Origin of the sequence: Bacteroides congonensis (assembly GCF_900130125.1) — a bacterium.
Lineage (GTDB): Bacteria > Bacteroidota > Bacteroidia > Bacteroidales > Bacteroidaceae > Bacteroides > Bacteroides congonensis.
The window spans coordinates 79677-97448 of the sequence record NZ_FQXY01000008.1 but is presented as its reverse complement, the minus strand read 5'-3'; the positions used below and the strand labels follow the sequence as shown (position 1 = coordinate 97448).

Genomic DNA, 17772 nt, shown 5'->3' with positions numbered 1-17772 from the left:
CGGAGAAAGCGATTGTTTCGGGACAAGCTGTCCAGAGGCAATAATATATCAATTCAGCGATGTTAATTAACGAACTTTGAAAGAGATTGCGGGAACATCTCACGCAAAATGTTGTTATATGACTGACTTTAAAATATTTTTCACTTAAAACCTTAACTTATGGCAAATATTAAAAATGCAGTGAAGCTGGGTGTGTTTACACTAGCTATCATGAACGTTACGGCAGTAGTATCATTGCGTGGACTACCGGCCGAGGCCGTCTACGGAATGAGTTCGGCCTTTTACTATCTTTTTGCAGCTATCGTCTTCCTGATCCCTACATCGCTCGTCGCAGCAGAACTGGCGGCTATGTTTCAGGACAAGCAAGGTGGTGTGTTCCGGTGGGTAGGTGAAGCCTACGGCAAGAAACTGGGATTCCTCGCCATCTGGGTGCAATGGATTGAAAGTACCATCTGGTACCCGACAGTATTGACATTCGGTGCCGTATCTATCGCCTTCATCGGAATGAACGACGTACATGACATGTCACTGGCAAACAACAAGTATTACACGCTTGTCGTGGTACTTATCATCTACTGGCTCGCCACTTTCATTTCCCTGAAAGGTATGAGCTGGGTTGGTAAAGTAGCCAAAATCGGTGGTATGGTCGGTACAATCATTCCGGCCGCCCTGCTGATTATCCTCGGTATCATCTATCTGGCAACCGGCGGACATTCCAACATGGATTTCAACAGCAGCTTCTTCCCTGACTTTACCAACTTTGACAATGTCGTTCTCGCCGCCAGTATCTTCTTGTTTTATGCCGGTATGGAAATGGGCGGTATCCACGTGAAAGATGTAGAAAACCCGTCCAAGAACTATCCGAAAGCCGTATTTATCGGTGCACTTATCACCGTTCTTATCTTCGTTCTCGGTACTTTCGCACTCGGTGTTATCATCCCCGCCAAGGATATCAACCTTACTCAAAGTTTGCTTGTCGGTTTTGACAACTACTTCAAGTATATCCATGCTTCCTGGTTGTCACCGATCATCGCCATCGCCCTTGCGTTCGGTGTATTGGCAGGTGTATTGACATGGGTTGCCGGTCCGTCAAAAGGTATCTTTGCCGTGGGTAAAGCCGGTTACATGCCTCCGTTCTTCCAGAAAACAAACAAACTGGGTGTGCAGAAAAATATCTTGTTCGTACAGGGTATCGCTGTTACCGTATTAAGTTTGTTGTTCGTAGTCATGCCTTCCGTACAGAGTTTCTACCAGATTCTGTCACAGTTGACAGTTATTCTTTACCTTATCATGTACCTGTTGATGTTCTCCGGAGCTATCGCACTGCGTTATAAGATGAAAAAGCTGAACCGTCCGTTCCGTATCGGTAAGTCCGGTAACGGTCTGATGTGGTTCGTCGGCGGACTCGGATTCTGCGGATCATTGCTTGCCTTTATCCTCAGCTTCATCCCGCCTAGCCAGATTTCCACAGGTAGCAATACCGTTTGGTTCTCCGTACTGATTATCGGTGCCATCATCGTCGTTATTGCTCCGTTCATCATCTACGCTGCCAAGAAACCGTCCTGGGTAGATCCTAACTCTAACTTCGAACCGTTCCACTGGGAAGTCCAGCCGCAAGTTGCTACTGCTAATGTAGCCGCCGGCAGTACCACTGCAAGCGCAGCCCGTCCTGGTACAACGACTTCCAACGCAACCGTTTCAAGCACCGCTCCTTCAGGCAATTCTGCCGCTTCGAGTGGAAGTTCCGCTTCAGGCAATGCGTCTCCGGGAATCGGAGACACGGATAAGAATGTACCGAAGTCGTAAAGACCAAGCGTACATCCTGCATCTGAAAAAAGTAATCCCGCTCCGGCTTTTCGAATAGCCAAAGCGGGATTATTTATAATCTCCGAAAGAAACTAATCTTCATCATTACTATTATTTATCGAAAATTTCTTTCAAAGTTATTGCGGTATTAAAAAATATACTTATCTTTGCACCCGCAAACGAGAAAAGGTGCCATAGCTCAGTTGGTAGAGCAAAGGACTGAAAATCCTTGTGTCCCCGGTTCGATTCCTGGTGGCACCACTATCGATTCGGTAATTTCTCAGAACCCATTGAAATTCAGTCATTTCAATGGGTTTTCTTTTATACTCCAATACGCAAATTCCAGCCGATTCGAGTATCTGGAAATGTCCCATTCGGTGGCTTTTTCAGAGTCCCTTTAAAAAACCACCGATTGCACTATATTTCACTCATTTACAACAATTTGCGCCAATCATTTTTAGGAGCAAAAACATACTTTTGCATACCTGCTTGAATGCAATGGAAATAGCGGAAAAAGAAAAGCAAAAAAGATTCTTCCTTTACTGACAAATATAAGATGAAGGAAAACAAAGAGAATCTTAAAACTAAAAAAAAACGGTGGTTTTTCAGACCATGTCTACAAAAAAGCCACCGATTTTAACTTTTTTACCGACTTCCAACTCAGCTTTCAAGTTGACAGAATAACTAATTGTATTTACCAACTTAAAGAAAAAAGGTTATGAAACAAGGAACAATGAAGATTCTGTTTTTCGTTCTCAAAACGAAATTATTAAAAAATGGTGAAGCACCTATTCTAATGAGGATCACAATTAACGGTCAATACGAAGAAACACGAATCCAAAGAAGCGTTCCTCTCAAACTGTGGAACGCAGCCAAAGGATGTAGTAAAGGAAAAGACCGGGCTTCCAATGAACTCAACAGTTATTTATCTGAATTAGCCACGCGAGCATTGGAAAAGTATAAAGAACTTATACTGGAGCAGGCAATATCCACTCCCTCCTTAATATTAAAACGTGTATTCGGCAAGGATACGGAAATCCGTACCCTGCTTGGAACAATACGACTAGAAATCAAGGAGATGGAGAAAGTTGTGAATATTGACTATGCACCAGTAACCATCAACCGTTACAAAAATGTACTGAAAAAACTCGAAAATTCCATTCCTACATTTTATGACAAAGAAGATATTACTTTCCATGAACTCACTCCGGAATTCATAAAAGCCTTTGACATGCATTTAAAAACAGAAGTCGGTTTGTGCCGCAATACTATTGTACGATATATGAAATGTTTCAAGAAAATCACAAATATGGCACTGGCAAAAGGTTGGATGAAGAAAGATGCGTTTTATGGATACAAAATGGAACAGGATGAAACAGCTCCTGTATTCCTCACATATGACGAATTACAGACCGTTATGAATAAGGAATTCACTATACCCCGACTAGCACTGGTACGGGATATTTTCATTTTCGCCTGCTTCACTGGTCTGGCATTTGCCGATGTGTCCACGCTCAAAAAAGAAGATCTGATGCAAGATAATAATGGAGACTGGTGGATCAGAAAAGGAAGAATCAAACTGATGCATCGGCGTAAAGCATCTTCCATCTGTAACATACCTCTACTTCCCGTTCCGCTTGCCATACTAAAGAAGTATGAAAATAATCCTGTTTGCATCAAAAAAGGATGTTGTCTCCCAGTTCCCTGCAACCAAAAAATGAACAGCTATCTCAAAGAAATAGCAGATTTCTGCGGAATTAAGAAAAATATCACCACTCACGCTGGTCGACATACATTCGGGACTACCATTACGCTCGCTAATAATGTACCCCTACAAGATGTATCAGTTATGCTTGGACATGCTTCCACACGAATGACCCAACATTATGCCCGAGTCATGAATGCCAGTCTAAAAAAATCCATGCTCAATGTCAAGAAACGATTAACACAATAAACGTAAGCATCCGACGAACCAATATAAATACATGCATTATATTGATATTAATTGCAACCTCACTGTTCAGAACCGATGAAAGCATTGCTTCTCCAGACTCCGTAAAGGCATAAGGCATATATCTTGTACCACTTTTTGTTTGAGGTGCAAATTTTGCACCTCAAACTCTCGAATTCATCTTTAGTGAATTAGCACCCGGTTCATTATGTCGCACACTTTCTGACAACTGTCCTGATCCGCACAAGCAGGATAGAGGAATGAATTGGTTATAATTACATTTTTGTCCAAAAGGATGATATTTTTATCTGTGCCATTTCAGACAGCATATATTTCTTATCTTTACCTTTCTGTTCCAACAGTTTAGCTCTAGACAATTCTCTTAGATCAATCTTTATTTGCTCTTCGGTTAATTCTAATTGTTCTTTTAGTTCTTTCTTTGTAAGTTGTCCTACAACATAAATAGCAGCAATTTCTTCAGCCATTCTAAGAGCTATTTTATCACTAACCCCAGAAACAAATTCGGAAACAAGTGCAGTACCTATAGAAATAGAAGTTAGTTTATCTACATTCACATTATTATGATCTACAGCACTACCTACTTCACAACTTTTCACACTCATAGCAGGTGCATTTTCACACCTATTCACATCACTGGCTTGTACATCACCAACAACATCTCGATAAGTCATACTAAAAACAAAACGCTCATTATTCAGTATTTCAATCACGCTATTATTATAGTAAAGAGGAGCAAACTTTTTAATATTACGGCTTCCCGAACCTAATTCTTCACCCCAACCCAGTTCACGAAATACCTTGAACAATAATGGATTCTTAGTATAGTTTTCCAATTCATCTATACTTATAGAACCTGTTCTCAAAGAAGACGTGAACTTTGTGGCATTACACGTCCTTACTTTATCAGCAAATATTTCAAATAAACCAACTTCATTACTTGCATATTCTCTATGTACACACAAGTTTGCTATAATCTCCCGGAATATATTCGCCCTAAGATCGCCTCTTTGTGTTGATCCATCCTGAAGATAGAATTTTTCCGGCAAATGTTTATAAACAAAATCCATCAACAAGCCATAAGCCTTGATTAGATTGGTCCGTATTGTTATTCGATCATCATATCTAGTACTATCTGTCACTTCATTTAAAACAAAACGCCCATAAGTCTTATTCCTATATATAGCTTCAAACCGATATGCCGGAATAAAAGAAGCTATACTTTCATCCTTTCCAAACAATAGAAGAGCAGCCACTTTAACACCAATCTTTCCAGTAACAGGATCCTTTGCCATTAAGCCACAGCTTTTCAGCAATTCTTCATTAGAAAGTTTTATCCAGGCATGAGTGTCATTTCGTGCAATAACAAGTTTACGACAATAATCAAATGTTGCATCATCCAGATCCGTCAGATCTAACATGGGAAGTAACCGATTTTCATAAGATAGTGTATCCTTACGAGAAAAGAGAGAAGCTACTAAAGAAGGATTGTCAGTAACATTAGTATCTGCCTCATTATTTCTATCATAATACTTATGTTTGAAACGATGCACGTACTGGCTTTCTTCAACCCTTACAAAAATTATTACTTTACCATCAATCTCTATATCTTCAGGTGTAACGTATGCCTTTGGAGAAAACGCAGTCGGATCATTAACTACATGTACGAAGTTTTTCTTCATTGCCTCCAAGTTGTTTTTATTGACTCCAACTATCTCTTTATCATCATTTACACCGATAAAAATATACCCGCCAGAACGATTTAAAAAAGAACAAACCGTTTCATAAACGGAGGATCCTATCTCATTCTGACAACTCTTAAATTCAATATTAATTCCTTCTCCTTTTGCTATAATATTTTTTGCTTCCTCTGATGTCATAATCACATATTTTATATATTGACAAAGATAATAGTTTACCCACAATCAGTCTACTTTATCAAACAACAATTGTGTTATTTTCATTAATTAGACGCCCTCTTAACTTTCTAATAAATAACTTCAACTCCTAATTATCTCCATTCAACCTCATTTAATTCGTTTATATTTGTAAAAACTCATTTTTAATGTAACAATTTGAAGAACTAAAAAATATATAAAACACTCTTCATTGCTTCACTGATAATCTTCGAATGTTATTTTACTCATAAAATCGCATAATAAAACTACTCAATAAAGATATATCCAATGTAATACTGTTGCTATTTTCAGGTCACCCCATACCAGATTTTATATTTCAACTTCTTACCTGCAAAAATAGTCCGTGTCCTGCGGATTGCCCAAGGCAGCCCTGCGGGCTGGTTGGCGAGCAAAAAATCATCCTCGCTACGCTCCGGTATTTTTTCCTGCCAAGCCTTGCACAATCCCGGACACGAACAACCCGGCAAGTAAGAAATCGAAATACTGGCTCCACGGAGCCGGTTATGTCTAATTTTAAATGATTAAAGTATGGCTGAAATGACCGAAATGCAGGTTCACGAAGAACAAGTAATGAACCTTGTAGAAAGTAGCAGTGGTAACCCGACAATCACTCCGCTCACAAGAACAAATGCGCACCGTGCAGAATCCATCCGGCGGATCGGAACGGACAAAGATGCGGTTACCTTCCATTTCCGCAAGAAAAGCACAGGTATGTATATGTATATTCATACCTACACGGAAAACGGTGAAGAGAAGGAATTGCGTGCTTCTGACTTCAAAAACTGGGAAGTAACAAAATTCAAGTATCCCGGCTATCTGGAAGAACTGGAAGAAATCGCCGTCAATGCCTACCGATGGAACTCCCATGATCCGGAAACAATGGCTGAAACGGACATCATGGGATATGAAAAGCAGCTCCATGAAGACCTGAAGAAAATACCGGAGGCAAAAAAACAGGATTATATCAATACTTACAAAAGTAAAATATCCGTTTTATTCCACAGCCTCTCACGCTGCGCAAACCCGATGGTGACAGGACGGGGAGGATTCAATTTCCAAAGGAATGAAAAGGCACAAAATGCCTATCAGAACAGATACGACGAATTCCTGAAATGGCGTGAGAAATTTCTGAAAACCATGCAACTGCTCACGGAAAAAGACAGGCCTGAAGAAGAAAAACGGGAGGAAACATGGCGCAGGCTGAAACGTGACATTGCAAGCAGCGCAAACACGATCCATGAGATTGATACGGGAAAAGCCAGAGGATACAACCGGACACTCTTCGTCAGCAGCATCTTCAACAAGGTCAGCACATTTGCCGGACATGGCGACGTGGAAATTGTACAGAAGGCAATCGACTTCATTTCCGAATATAATGCCGGCATAAAGAAGCCTGTCATCACACCACGCCACCGGTTCTTCCAGCTGGCTGAAACAGCCAGTCGCATGCGGGACAAGTTAAAGGAAACCCAAGAGCTGGAAAATAGGGAAGTAACGTTTGAAGGTGGAATCCTCGTTTGGAACTATCAGGAAAGTCGTCTGCAAATCCTCTTCAACAAAATACCGGAAGAGAGCAAACGCAGGGAACTCAAATCATCCGGTTTCCACTGGTCGCCCAGGAACAGGGCATGGCAGCGGCAACTCAATCCGAATGCGGTGTCTGCGGCAAAGAGAATCTTAAACCTCCAAAATATCTGACCATGAAAAAAGAACATCTGAAATTTGTCATTGACTCCCGTTGTTTCCGAGGAAGCTGCGTCACATCCATGTCGGACGGCATACACTGTGACTACTACGGCAGCACACTAGAGGAACTCAAGAAACAGGAAAACAATCCTTTTCTAGTTGCAGTAACAAGAAACGCCATACACAAGAGGTCACGCATTCATGACAAGTCATTGTGCCGCCCCTTCCGTGAAATTACAAAGGAGAACTATTATAACTGTATGAACGAACTGCCTCCCGTCCGTCTGAAGCGCCATTCATTCTTTTTCGGCGAGCCCTACCACGGCAGCCTGTACATGTTCTGTTTCACCATCGGAAAACGTTTTTTCCGGGGACTGCGTCCGGTCATGACACCGCAGGCCGAACTGGAGCGGCAAATGAACGAGCATTACCACAACATCACATTCAAGGGAAAAGTCACCAAAGGAAAAGCGGAGAGAATTACAAGCAAGGACAAGCAGGAGATCATCACCATTCCCTATTCATTCACCGACAAGGAAAACAGGGAACGTTTCATCTGTAACATGGTAACCGGAGGGAATAATGGTGGGGACACCTGCAAGGCCAGAAAAGACATGGCGAACATACTGATCAGCCTGAGGAAACATCATTTTCTGTATTTCTCCGGATATGGCAGACATGACGACATGGAAACATTGCTGGATGAAGTGGAGGAAAAGAGATACACCATAATAACAAGCGGATGCCTCTTCCAGTTTCCTCCCTGCCGTGATTCCGTCTCATTCACCGGAACCGTCAAGGAAACCGGAGAAAACTTCTTCTACAGGATTTATGACCGGGAACTGTTCCTGCACATTATGCACAGGCTCAGAGCCGTCAAAAGAGAGAAAACACCGGCTGAAACAAAAGCAGTCCTCCCTAAATGCAAATGCTATGAATAATACGGAGTCATGGAAAAAATATGTTCCCGAAACGGTCAGCCTGTATCATGTGGACTACCGGGAGAATCTGGACGAACGCGAAGACCTGCAGGAGCAGTGCATCCGGAACAATAACATGGGGAGGCTATATGAAACAGTCATGGAATGTTATGCTGAACAGGAAGCGGAAAGTCTGCTCAAAATACTTGGGGAAATCAAAGAGAAGATGGCAGAAGAGAAAAGGCAGGAAGAATTCGAGGAACATCGTGAAGAGATTACGGACCTCATCTTGAGCAGGAATGATACCGACCCGGCGGAAGAACTCATAAAAAATTCCGCCGCCGTCAACATGTACTACTCTCCCGGTACGAAAATAGAGGAACGCATCGGAAAAGAATTCAGAGCTATGTCCTGTTACAAGGTCAGGCGCGCCCTGAAACTGAAGAAAGGACAGTTTGACACACTAATTGAAGAACTGGTGGATAACGCCACATACGGCGGTGAACTACGTATTTATTTCAATGCCGGGTTCAATGAACTTGTCACAAACGACAACGGAAAAGATTTCAGAACCATCCGTTTCCACGGGGATGTCATCGTAGCCGTCGCCAACAGTTTCAACGGTTCCGGCTACCACATCAGTCTGCCCCTGGACATTACGTTTCCATTCGTCAGGGACAGACTGTTCGTAGACTCACAGGTACGTTATTCCTATGCAACCGAAGTATGCGGAATGTGCAGGGACTGGTGCGACTCCACCAGCTGGGAAACTGAATACAAAACCGTCAGGAATACAGGCAGGAACAGAGAGAAAGAAAAAACATTATCAACCAATTAAAACGGAATATCATGAAAATCATGTGCAAACAGGACTACTACGACCAGGTAGTACAGTATGCGGAATCAATCAAGGACACTTCACTGCAGAACTGCATGGAACGTCTTGAAGCATGGGAAAAGAATCCGGACCGCCCGTGTGAAATAGAGCTTTACCACGACTGGGCGCCTTATTCATTCGGGTTCACCCAAAGGTACCCGGACGGCAGCAGAGGGATTGTCGGAGGGCTGCTCTATCACGGCTCACCGGATGAATCGTTTGCCGTACAGCTGACTCCCTTCAAAGGATGGCAGATACACACTTAAAGTTTCCGGAACATGGAAGAATGGATGCAGTATGCCAAAGACATGGCAAAAGCGGAAAAAGAGCTGGAGATCGAGCTGTGGGTGATCATCTCCTTTTACAGGACTACGGAGCAGGGCGGTAAAGTCCTGCTCTTCCGATATGACCTGCCACGAAAAGTGGCGGACAAATATGACTGGGTCGTCCGGTGGAGAATGGCAAGACTGACCTGCCAATATCCCAAAGGGAATGTTACACATACCTACTGCCTGTATGACAGGCACAGCGGTGAAGACTATTCATTCGGCTCCTGTCTCTCCTCGCTGGCGGCAGCCAAGGCACAGGTCACCAGGATGGAACGGAGGATAAGGGAATACACAGCATGGCAAAAGCAGAACAACCTCTTTTTTGACGAACAGACGGACGAAATGCTCCAAAAGGCTGTCGCCAAGCTCAAAATAAAAAAAGAAAATGTACAGGAGGCAGAAAGAAGGCTGCAAAGGAAAGCCGAAAAACACCAACGGGAAATGCGGAAATAGCAAAACGGATTCCACATTTCCATTTCTTGCCGCAAAGATAGCCGTTTGCCGGACTGAATGCGCAAGGCAGCCCTGCGGGCTGGTTGACAGGAAAAAAATCATCCTCGCTACGCTCCGGTATTTTTTTCCGTCAAGCCTTGCCGCAATCCCCGGCAAACGGACAACGCATCCAACAAGAAATAAAAATGCCCGTCTCACGACAGGCTCATGTATAACTAAAAAATGATCGGCTATGATTACAGATGAAAGAACCCGGAACAGACTGTATGCGGATACAGAAACGACACTTTTCACACTGGAAGACAAACCAGGGGCAATATTACGGATAATGGAAATCATACGGGACACCCCCGAATATGTACAACTTTCACCCCTTCTTCCGGCATACGCGGAAGAAGACCGGCAGGCAAAATGGTGGAGGAGCAAGAAACCGGACTTCCTTCTGGCGGAACTGCTGCATGTACTTCAACTATATACACCGGAAGGATTCATACTGGGACCGATAACCGGGAGAACACATGCTTTCGGATATACAAACCCGGAATATGAAAAAAATCTGATCTACAGGATAGAGATCGAGCTTGACTGGGGATATGTGTACGGGAAAAAGAACGAATACAGAAAGAAGAGGAAACTTTATGAGGAAATCGCGGAAATATTCACCACGGACGGATATACGGCAGAAATGGAGAAAAGAGGAAAAGGATGCCGGATAACCAAAGGGAATACAAGGCTTTATTCGCATTACGGATGGATAACCGGACAGTGTGAGGCCACACACCTGCCCGAAACGCTCATCCGGTTACTCAGGGAAAGCAGGAGATTCCATCTGATTAAGTGCACCCTGCTTGATTTCATATTCAGTTTCACGCAGGAAGAGGAGCTGGAATTTTACCGGCAGCAAAACGAAACAAGCATATACTACCGGATATTCGACCTTTTCAGAAGGAAACCGTGGACTGTTACCGAAAATCTCATGACGGTGGCTTCAGAAATCAACATACCGACTCAAAAATATCCGGAAGGGCCCGACCGGGACTCCCCCGCTTACAAATATGTCCGGGAAGCCTATCAAAAACTCATAGACAAGGGATATCTGGAAGAATACACCCAAATATGGATAAGGGAGGAGCTCCTTTGTGCAAGAGCAACCCCGGAAGGAATATCAAAAAACATATTCTATGGAACTCAGCTATAACCGTCTATTACTCATCTTCCTATGGCAGTACAACCACCACGGGGAGGAAGGGCTGAACCTGCACCTTTTCGAGGAGACCTTCGGAAAGACACAGGGCAGTCATTATTACGACAAATGGATGAACTGTTTCAACCGGGACCTCCGAGAAATGATCATCTATTTCAGAGGGGAGGGTGAAAACGGACAGAAATTCTGTGACATGGTAGCCCGACAAATTGAAGTATACCGTAAAAATCGAAAACACTATGGAATTTACTGACCTTTATACAGTGGAAAGCCTGCAATGCTTCAACGGTTTCCATTACCGCAGATATCGGGTAAACCAAAGTGACACGGACAAGGTAAACCGTCTCATTGCAATAATCCGGCAAGAACGGGAAAAGAATATCGGACCGGCAGCAGGTGACATTATCGAGTATACCTGCCGGAACGGTGACTGGTTTCAATCGGCACACATCGAAGAGATATGCGACGGACATTTCAAGATCTGCCTTTCCGGAATCATCCCGTTCTGTTATGAAAGCGGGGACGGTGTCGGCTATAACGTCCATGAAGGGATATGGACTTATCTGAAGAGAGCCGCCTTAAGACCGGCAGGTATCAGGGAAAAGCAGTTCAGGACATGGGGACATGCCGGAAAATGCGCCAACGGGGAGGTATACTTCACGGCCTGTGTCCGTGCGTGGCAATATACGGAACCCGAACCCCTGTATGGCAGATATACTACCAGAAACTGGAGCAAATACCACATCAACAGGCAGCCCGACCCGGAACATGACGGCGAGTTCTTCTACATGACCGAAGGATTCACCCTATACTCACGCGAGGAACTGGACAGGCTGACCGGAATCCTTCACGGGAAACTCTTCGACGGGATATACAGCAACTCACTCGTTCTATGGGGATACCACATGAAATGGGAAATACTCACGGAACAAGAATGGAACGAAACAAAAGCCGAAATACACATATCCTTTCTCGGAGAGTCCCCCGTGAAAATAATAACCTGCGATGATACCCGTACAATAACCGTCTATAAAAAGAAATAACAATGGCAAAATACGAAACCCCTCCCCCGGTCCGTCCGCTTGAGAAGCTGATAACGGATTTCTCCTACACAAACGGACTCGATCCCGTCAATGTATTCAACGATTTCCTGACCTACATCATCCACGGGTTTTCTCCCGGTGCTCCCCCACTGCAGAACTGGAAGTACAAACGGCTGCAGAACATGAAATTTATGGAAATGCTCACCGGATGGGTACGGCTCATGGCAAGCCGGATAAAGGATGATACAAGCTGGTATGACCCTTTCGGGGATTTATATATGGCACTGGTTTCCAAAAGTACCCAGCAGTCACAGGGGCAATTCTTCACTCCGGTACATATCTGCAACCTCATGGTGCTGTGCACCCAAACGGAAGAAAAAAAGACCGGACAGAGGATAGGTGATCCGACCTGCGGAAGCGGAAGGCTGCTGCTGGCCTATCATGCACGGAATCCGGGAAACTACCTCATAGGGGAGGATATCAACCGGACCTGCTGCCTGATGACCGTATGCAATATGCTCATACACGGATGCGTAGGGGAAGTTATCTGCCATGACAGCCTGAATCCCGGAAACTTCGTGGACGGTTGGAAGGTCAATCCCATGCTTGCATGGACAGGCATACCCACGATAAAAAGAATGAACATGGAGGAATACCGGGCAGGCAGGAATCTTCCAGCATCCCCTTATATCATACGAAAAACGATGTCAGCGGGTGGCAGGAAGCGTAAGGCGGATTCCCCTCCGCCTTTACAGACGTTTTCAAGATGTAATAACGACATAAAATATGATACCAAACCCGATCATCAGCATGAAAAATGATTATATACTATATTTTATAAGCATACCACCGGTATGCTAAATTTATTTATTAACCCATTAAATACAGCAATTATGGAAGTTACAGTAATGCCGGCCGCTGCACCGGTACAAAAGCAACAGGGATTGAACCAGGTAGTCATAAACAAGGTTCAAAAAATGATCGAAGGAAAACAGCAGGGTGTCATGGCTACAATCACCCGCCTGCTTGAAGAGGGAAAAATCGCGCAGGACTTCATCGCACCCATAGGAGTGAACCTGCGTAATGAGGACCGCCATCCGGTCATTACATTCCAGGCAGAGGAACAGGTACAGATGAACATGCCGGAAGGAAAATTCAACCTGCACGGAAATGCCATCAGCCAGATTTCCGAGAAAATGGGCATTCCGGCAAAATATCTCAGGGAGCTTTCCGCAGGAGACGCCTGGCAGAAACAGCTGTGCGCAACCATTCTTAACGAACATTCGGGATGGACGGGGCGCACACGCGTGCTCATCCGTGCGGTAGGAACGGAAATCAGGGGTGTACTCTCAGACTCGTACCGGCGACTCAACTCCGTGGACATACTAACCGCATTCATCAGGGAAGCGGCAAACAACGGAGCCGTCGTGTCCGACGCCTATATGAATGACACCAAAGTATGGTGCGAAACGATTCTTCCTACACCGGTTGAAATACCCACCCGTAAAAACGGGACGGTAATCATATTCGCGGGAGCAAGATTCAGCACATCCGATTTCGGAAACGGTTCGGTGGACATGCGCTCGTTCCTGCTCAACGGAGCTTGCCTGAACGGCATGGTACGTGAATCGGTCATGCGGCAGATTCATCTGGGAGGACGCTTGCCGGATACGCTTGCGCTCTCGCAAAGAACCTATGAACTGGATACGAAAACTACCGTATCGGCTGTCAAAGATTTGACTAAAGGACTTTACAGCAAGGATACGATCATGCAGAAAGCCATCGAAATTCAGGGAGCGTCGGAAATAGACGTGGACTTTGACAAGGAACTTAAATCCCTGGTACAGCGTGGCGCGTTGCTGAAAAACGAAGGACGGGAAGTCGAAAAGCTCCTGATGAACAACAACCCCGACGACGGCATAACAGGAGGGGCAACACTCTGGAAACTGGCACAAGGCATCACCGCCTTTGCACGGGAACAGGAGCCGGAACGCAGCAGGGAGCTGCATGAGATATCCGGGCAACTGATGAACCGGGTGAAAAACAACTGAAATGGAAAAACGACAATCATAGAATGAAAAATCAGCAGAACTTGCCGGACCTTCCATTGTCCGGCAAGCAATTGTAAAACAGAATCATTCACAATGGACAAATTGCCGGACTATAAAAATAGTTGATATGATGAAACGGATGTTTTAACCAAAAGAGCAGATAGAATTGTCGTATTCACCAACTTATTCTAGTTCCCCTATACTCTCTCTGCATCTCCCCATAAACAGTCAACCGTTCTTCCAGTTCCCCTACTTTATTAAATTCAAATTCATCCGTCTATAAATTTACACAGAAACTATTTTTTGTATCTTTGCTTCCCTTTTACAGACATTTATTGAAAGAGAAAACTTATATCAATACTCAAAATGGAAAATAATAATTCGAGCCTGTATGCACAAAAGGCCGTTGAAAGTTTCTATCTGGACCGTCCATACGGTATAAGAATTGATTACTCCAGAAAAGGTTTCGTCCTGTTCAACCGGAAACTGAACCTGCTTGGAATGGACAAATGGAACTCAATTGAGGAATTACCGCTGGAAGAATATGACAACCCGGAAGAAATACCGGTTGAAGGGGTGGATATTCAAAGAAACAGCAGTAAAGTGGATGTATTCTTCTACACGGACAAATCCAGTCCCTACCATAACGGAACACTGGATATGGAGTGTCTCAAAAAATACAACAAATATATCTACCGTCTGTCAGTACTGCTGGGCAGAACCCTATAATAAAAGAGCCGCAAGCAATATGGCATACTGTTCACGGCTCCGGTAACATGTAATCTAAGGTATATAGAAAAGTTCAAACTCCCTCTTCCGCCTTGTCAATCATGGAAGGCGGATTTCCGGCACGGGCGGAAAAGGCGGAAATCGAAAGAACAATAAAAAAGTTTTTCCCATAATCCATTTTTCCGTTTGTGCTTTCAAACAACGCCGAAGGAAAGTCCGGCGTCTTCTTCCGCAATATTCCGATTCAAGTTATCCACATCCCGATGCATACGGCTGTAATCATTCCGACAGACCGCCAGTTCCTCAAACACGATTTGTTTAGGCAAAAGACGGTGACAATAATAGCTGCTGCCAAATGGGACACCTCCCCCTTTGTCAAACTGGATGCGTTTGTCAAACATCAGCAATTGAAGCTCCCTGTCCTTAAACAGCCGGCACGGACCGACACTGTTCAGCCAAAAATTGGACATCAGCAGGGCGAACGGCTTGTCCAGTTGCAGGCAGCGTTCAAAAACTTCAATTTTTCTGCTGAAAGGCGGATTAGATACAATAATATCCCAACAATCCGGCTCGTAAGCAAAAAAATCCTGTCCGGTATCTATATGCGAGTATTTTACCTGAAATCCGGCTTCCTGCAGATGAAGCACGAACTCGCTGTGGCACGTGTCAAAAGGGCACCATATGATCTTCCCTTCAGGCAGATACTTGATGATGGGAGCCACTCCGTATCCCGGAGTGTATTTCTCGTCACTGCAGTTCAAGAACATCCTGCTCAATTTACTGGGCACGGGCTCCTCCTTCCGTTTTCTCCGCCCCGTCATTCCTGTTATTGAAACTGAAACTCAGCTGCCGGACATCCTGCCAGTTATTTTCAAAGTACAAATCAATCGTTTGTGCCTCATTCGTACTCCTTGAAGTGTAATACAACCGGAACTTCTTCTCACTCAATAAATAGCGGTCATTGGGTTTCAGAACCGTACCGTCTTCCAGCTTCAACAATCCATTCCCGTCAGGCTGGAAATAGCGGAGAGTATAAAGCGTTCCGGAAAAATTACCTTCCTCGGTAATTTCCAGACGGATTTCCACCGTCTGGCCACTGACTATCTTGTCCGCTACGGGCATCGCCTCTACCGTGAACGGATATTCCTGCTGAATATCCAGGTCATCACTACAAGAGATAAAACAAAACAAGGCGGCTGCCATGCTGCACAATATCATTATCTGATCAAGTATCTTTTTCATTTTTCGTATGGATTTAGTCATTATAAAATGTATTTGATGCCCAAGCCATATTGGGTATGGAAGTGCTTTGCGGCACTCCCCCAAAGAACACGTTCACGAAGACGCAGTAACAGGACGACCTTGTCTGAAAGATAAGTTTCCGCTTCCAGTGTCACTGCACCGCCATAAATGAACGATTCGTGTTTTTTCAGGACGGCACCGTCAAAGAGCAGTCCCTTTCCACCGTTTACAGTTTCATACCCCATCAATCCTGAAGCACCAATATTCAAAAATACATTTTTCCCCGGGTCGGAAAAGAAATTGTAGTAGTAGCCGCCTTCCGCAGTATACTGTTTCAAAGGGATACGTGTATTACGGTAAGGATAATACCGCCGCATGATTTCAATACCCGATACCCATTTATTTCCTCCCTTGACATAGGTAGAAACGGCAAGTCCGAAAGCGAATCCCGTATCATTACGCTCCTTCCCGCAATAAAAACCGTCAACCATATCCGCCATTAGCTGCACACCTTTCATACCCGGCAGGCAGCGTTGGGCCTGCGCCTGCCCCAGAAACAGGGCAAGCATAGCTGCAAGCAACAACACAAATTTTCCGGTCATTCTCATCGTACCTTCAATTCGTTGACGGGTTCAGCACGCACAAGGTCCTCATTATCCACCTCAAACATCTGGTGGCGTCCTCCCTGTTTCTCATACATCTCCACCACCAGTTTCTTGTCCTCCGGTATCGTAAATTTGGGTAACGCGAACACCGTACGTTCCGAGGACTTTCCATCCACACGGGTCACATAGTTGCAGGCACGCAAGGGATAGATCATCTGTTCCTGCATGGCGGTACGTTTCACGATCTTTTTGTCGACAATCTTGAAGGTCACGAAATCCACATCAAACGGGACATTCGTCTCATTCCTTAGCTGTGTATGAAAGTACAGCAGGTCATTATGGGTATAAAGCCCCCTAAGCAGGAACTGAACCCCGAAACGTTTACAGCCGATATGTCTGACCCGTCTTTTGTCCTGCCTGTGCACGGACTTCATAATCAGGCGTACCAGACGCGGGGACTCATTGCCCAGTTCCTGCAAATAGATTTCCATGGCATTGTTCGGACGGTTCACCGTTTCACCGTCATGGATGAAATCGCACATCTCCACGTTCAGCAGGAGCGGTTCATCCGCATACCTGACATTGAACGTGTAAAAATTTCCATCTTCAGTGATCACGCTCATGTTCGTCTCATCCCGGAAATGCTTTTTAGCAGCTTTCACACGGATCACGTTCTCCGCCGCATCCGCCTTTCCGGCTATCAGATTGGTGGACCCCAAGTCCACATACTTGATCGGGGAAGGAAATATGACATGTACCGTTTTATCATAAGTGATTTCCAGCCCGTGCGGGGCTATCATCCGGCTAAAGCCGATCTTACGGCTCAGTCCCTCAAAATAATCCCCGCTACTCAACTGCGCACTGGCAGCCGTCACACCCGTCATCAGGGCAAAAAACATCATCAGAATCTTTTTCATATCCGATTGCATCTTGATTGGT

The 17772-nt window shown here is 44.6% G+C and carries 18 protein-coding genes, 1 tRNA gene and 1 pseudogene; 14 read left to right on the top strand and 6 right to left on the bottom strand.

The window, feature by feature from the left end; genetic code table 11:
- The first annotated feature begins 159 nt into the window (after positions 1–159).
- The 3 genes from gadC to BQ7997_RS03785 all read left to right on the top strand — a co-directional run bounded on the left by gadC (position 160) and on the right by BQ7997_RS03785 (position 3760).
- Positions 160–1806, top strand: coding sequence for a glutamine/gamma-aminobutyrate antiporter GadC (gene gadC / locus BQ7997_RS03795; RefSeq protein WP_073343720.1), 1647 nt, complete (start codon positions 160–162; stop codon positions 1804–1806).
- Positions 1807–1994: 188 nt separating this feature from the next.
- Positions 1995–2067 (top strand) — tRNA-Phe (locus BQ7997_RS03790).
- A gap of 457 nt (positions 2068–2524) precedes the next feature.
- Entirely contained in the window at positions 2525–3760 is a 1236-nt protein-coding gene (locus tag BQ7997_RS03785) for a site-specific integrase (RefSeq protein ID WP_073343717.1), read from the top strand.
- Between the two features lies 1 nt (position 3761).
- On the opposite strand, the pseudogene BQ7997_RS25865 reads toward BQ7997_RS03785, so the two are convergent.
- Both BQ7997_RS25865 and BQ7997_RS03780 read right to left on the bottom strand, forming a co-directional pair.
- Positions 3762–3945 (bottom strand): annotated as a pseudogene (locus BQ7997_RS25865) (ORF6N domain-containing protein); the annotation flags it as partial.
- An 87-nt stretch (positions 3946–4032) separates the two neighbouring features.
- Complete coding sequence (locus BQ7997_RS03780; protein WP_073343715.1) at positions 4033–5655, bottom strand: AlbA family DNA-binding domain-containing protein; 1623 nt, start codon at positions 5653–5655, stop codon at positions 4033–4035.
- Between the two features lie 567 nt (positions 5656–6222).
- On the opposite strand from BQ7997_RS03780, the gene BQ7997_RS25610 reads away from it, so the two are divergent.
- The 11 genes from BQ7997_RS25610 to BQ7997_RS03715 all read left to right on the top strand — a co-directional run bounded on the left by BQ7997_RS25610 (position 6223) and on the right by BQ7997_RS03715 (position 14986).
- Complete coding sequence (locus BQ7997_RS25610) at positions 6223–7392, top strand: RNA-binding protein (protein WP_073343713.1); 1170 nt, start codon at positions 6223–6225, stop codon at positions 7390–7392.
- Positions 7393–7394: 2 nt separating this feature from the next.
- Entirely contained in the window at positions 7395–8321 is a 927-nt protein-coding gene (locus BQ7997_RS03765) for a hypothetical protein (RefSeq protein ID WP_073343711.1), read from the top strand.
- Positions 8314–9138 (top strand): hypothetical protein, encoded by an 825-nt coding sequence (locus tag BQ7997_RS03760; RefSeq protein WP_073343709.1) that lies wholly within the window; start codon positions 8314–8316, stop codon positions 9136–9138. The genes BQ7997_RS03765 and BQ7997_RS03760 overlap by 8 nt, the downstream gene beginning before the upstream one ends.
- Positions 9139–9149: 11 nt before the next feature.
- Entirely contained in the window at positions 9150–9443 is a 294-nt protein-coding gene (locus tag BQ7997_RS03755) for a DUF4120 domain-containing protein (RefSeq protein WP_073343707.1), read from the top strand.
- Positions 9444–9455: 12 nt separating this feature from the next.
- Complete coding sequence (locus BQ7997_RS03750; RefSeq protein ID WP_073343705.1) at positions 9456–9959, top strand: hypothetical protein; 504 nt, start codon at positions 9456–9458, stop codon at positions 9957–9959.
- A gap of 232 nt (positions 9960–10191) precedes the next feature.
- Positions 10192–11157, top strand: a complete 966-nt coding sequence (locus tag BQ7997_RS03740; protein ID WP_073343703.1) for a hypothetical protein — start codon at positions 10192–10194, stop codon at positions 11155–11157.
- Entirely contained in the window at positions 11141–11416 is a 276-nt protein-coding gene (locus tag BQ7997_RS03735) for a hypothetical protein (RefSeq protein ID WP_073343701.1), read from the top strand. The genes BQ7997_RS03740 and BQ7997_RS03735 overlap by 17 nt, the downstream gene beginning before the upstream one ends.
- On the top strand, positions 11403–12206 hold the full coding sequence (locus BQ7997_RS03730; protein ID WP_073343698.1) for a DUF4121 family protein: 804 nt from the start codon (positions 11403–11405) through the stop codon (positions 12204–12206). The genes BQ7997_RS03735 and BQ7997_RS03730 overlap by 14 nt, the downstream gene beginning before the upstream one ends.
- 2 nt (positions 12207–12208) lie before the next feature.
- Complete coding sequence (locus BQ7997_RS03725; protein ID WP_073343695.1) at positions 12209–13027, top strand: N-6 DNA methylase; 819 nt, start codon at positions 12209–12211, stop codon at positions 13025–13027.
- Between the two features lie 72 nt (positions 13028–13099).
- Positions 13100–14257 carry a hypothetical protein gene (locus BQ7997_RS03720; protein ID WP_073343692.1) on the top strand — a complete coding sequence of 386 codons (1158 nt, stop codon included), beginning with the start codon at positions 13100–13102 and terminating at the stop codon, positions 14255–14257.
- Between the two features lie 366 nt (positions 14258–14623).
- Positions 14624–14986: a hypothetical protein gene (locus tag BQ7997_RS03715; protein WP_004297770.1), complete on the top strand. Its 363-nt coding sequence runs from the start codon at positions 14624–14626 to the stop codon at positions 14984–14986.
- Between the two features lie 194 nt (positions 14987–15180).
- On the opposite strand, the gene BQ7997_RS25605 is transcribed toward BQ7997_RS03715, so the two are convergent.
- From BQ7997_RS25605 to traN, 4 genes are read right to left on the bottom strand one after another with little or no spacing between them, the layout of a single operon-like run.
- On the bottom strand, positions 15181–15753 hold the full coding sequence (locus tag BQ7997_RS25605) for a tRNA (adenine-N(6)-)-methyltransferase (RefSeq protein WP_083589161.1): 573 nt from the start codon (positions 15751–15753) through the stop codon (positions 15181–15183).
- 10 nt (positions 15754–15763) lie between these two features.
- Positions 15764–16228, bottom strand: coding sequence for a DUF3872 domain-containing protein (locus tag BQ7997_RS03705; protein ID WP_073344745.1), 465 nt, complete (start codon positions 16226–16228; stop codon positions 15764–15766).
- Positions 16229–16248: 20 nt separating this feature from the next.
- Positions 16249–16836: a conjugal transfer protein TraO gene (locus BQ7997_RS03700; protein WP_044129972.1), complete on the bottom strand. Its 588-nt coding sequence runs from the start codon at positions 16834–16836 to the stop codon at positions 16249–16251.
- Positions 16833–17750, bottom strand: a complete 918-nt coding sequence (gene traN / locus BQ7997_RS03695; RefSeq protein WP_044129976.1) for a conjugative transposon protein TraN — start codon at positions 17748–17750, stop codon at positions 16833–16835. Before traN ends, BQ7997_RS03700 begins: the two co-directional genes overlap by 4 nt.
- Positions 17751–17772 lie beyond the last annotated feature (22 nt).